Raw genomic sequence first — 516 nt, 5'->3', positions numbered from 1 at the left:
CGAGCCGCGTGCAGGCCGCCATCTCCCCGGGCAGCGCGGCCAGCCGGTTGCCGGCCAGCATCAGCTTCTGCAGCTCGGCGCAGCGGCCGATTTCGGGCGGCAGCGCCTCGATCTGGTTGTCGGTCAGGATCAGCCAGCGCAGGCGCGGCGGCAGGGCCGCGCCCGGCACCGAGCGGATCCGGTTGGCCTTGAAGCCGATCATGCTCAGTTGCGCGCACTCGCTGAGCACCGGTGGCAGTTCGGTGAAGGGATTGTTCGAGGCGAACAGCACGCGCAGGCGGCCCAGGCGGGGCAGGTCGTCGGGCAGGCTGGTGAGCGCGTTGCCCGACAGGTCGAGCACCTCGAGCGTGTCGGCCAGCTCGAAGATCTCGCGCGGGAATTCGGTGAGGCCGGCGGCGAGCTTCAACTGCCGGGCGCCGGCGAGCTTGCCGGCTTTCAACTGTTCCACGGTGGTGGTCACGGTCGGTGGCGGCGGGCGCCGCGATAGTGGGGAACGCTTCGATTCTAGCGGCATCG

1 protein-coding gene is annotated in these 516 nt (G+C 70.5%); it reads right to left on the bottom strand.

The features are described from left to right. On the bottom strand, positions 1-460 hold a 460-nt coding region (locus tag HW466_RS31245), incomplete at its 3' end, for a leucine-rich repeat domain-containing protein (RefSeq protein WP_176316158.1). Positions 461-516: the final 56 nt, after the last annotated feature.

Origin of the sequence: Burkholderia territorii (assembly GCF_902833055.1) — a bacterium.
Lineage (GTDB): Bacteria > Pseudomonadota > Gammaproteobacteria > Burkholderiales > Burkholderiaceae > Burkholderia > Burkholderia territorii.
Note: the sequence above shows the minus strand (reverse complement) of the source record. Positions and strands in the feature narration are given on the sequence as shown.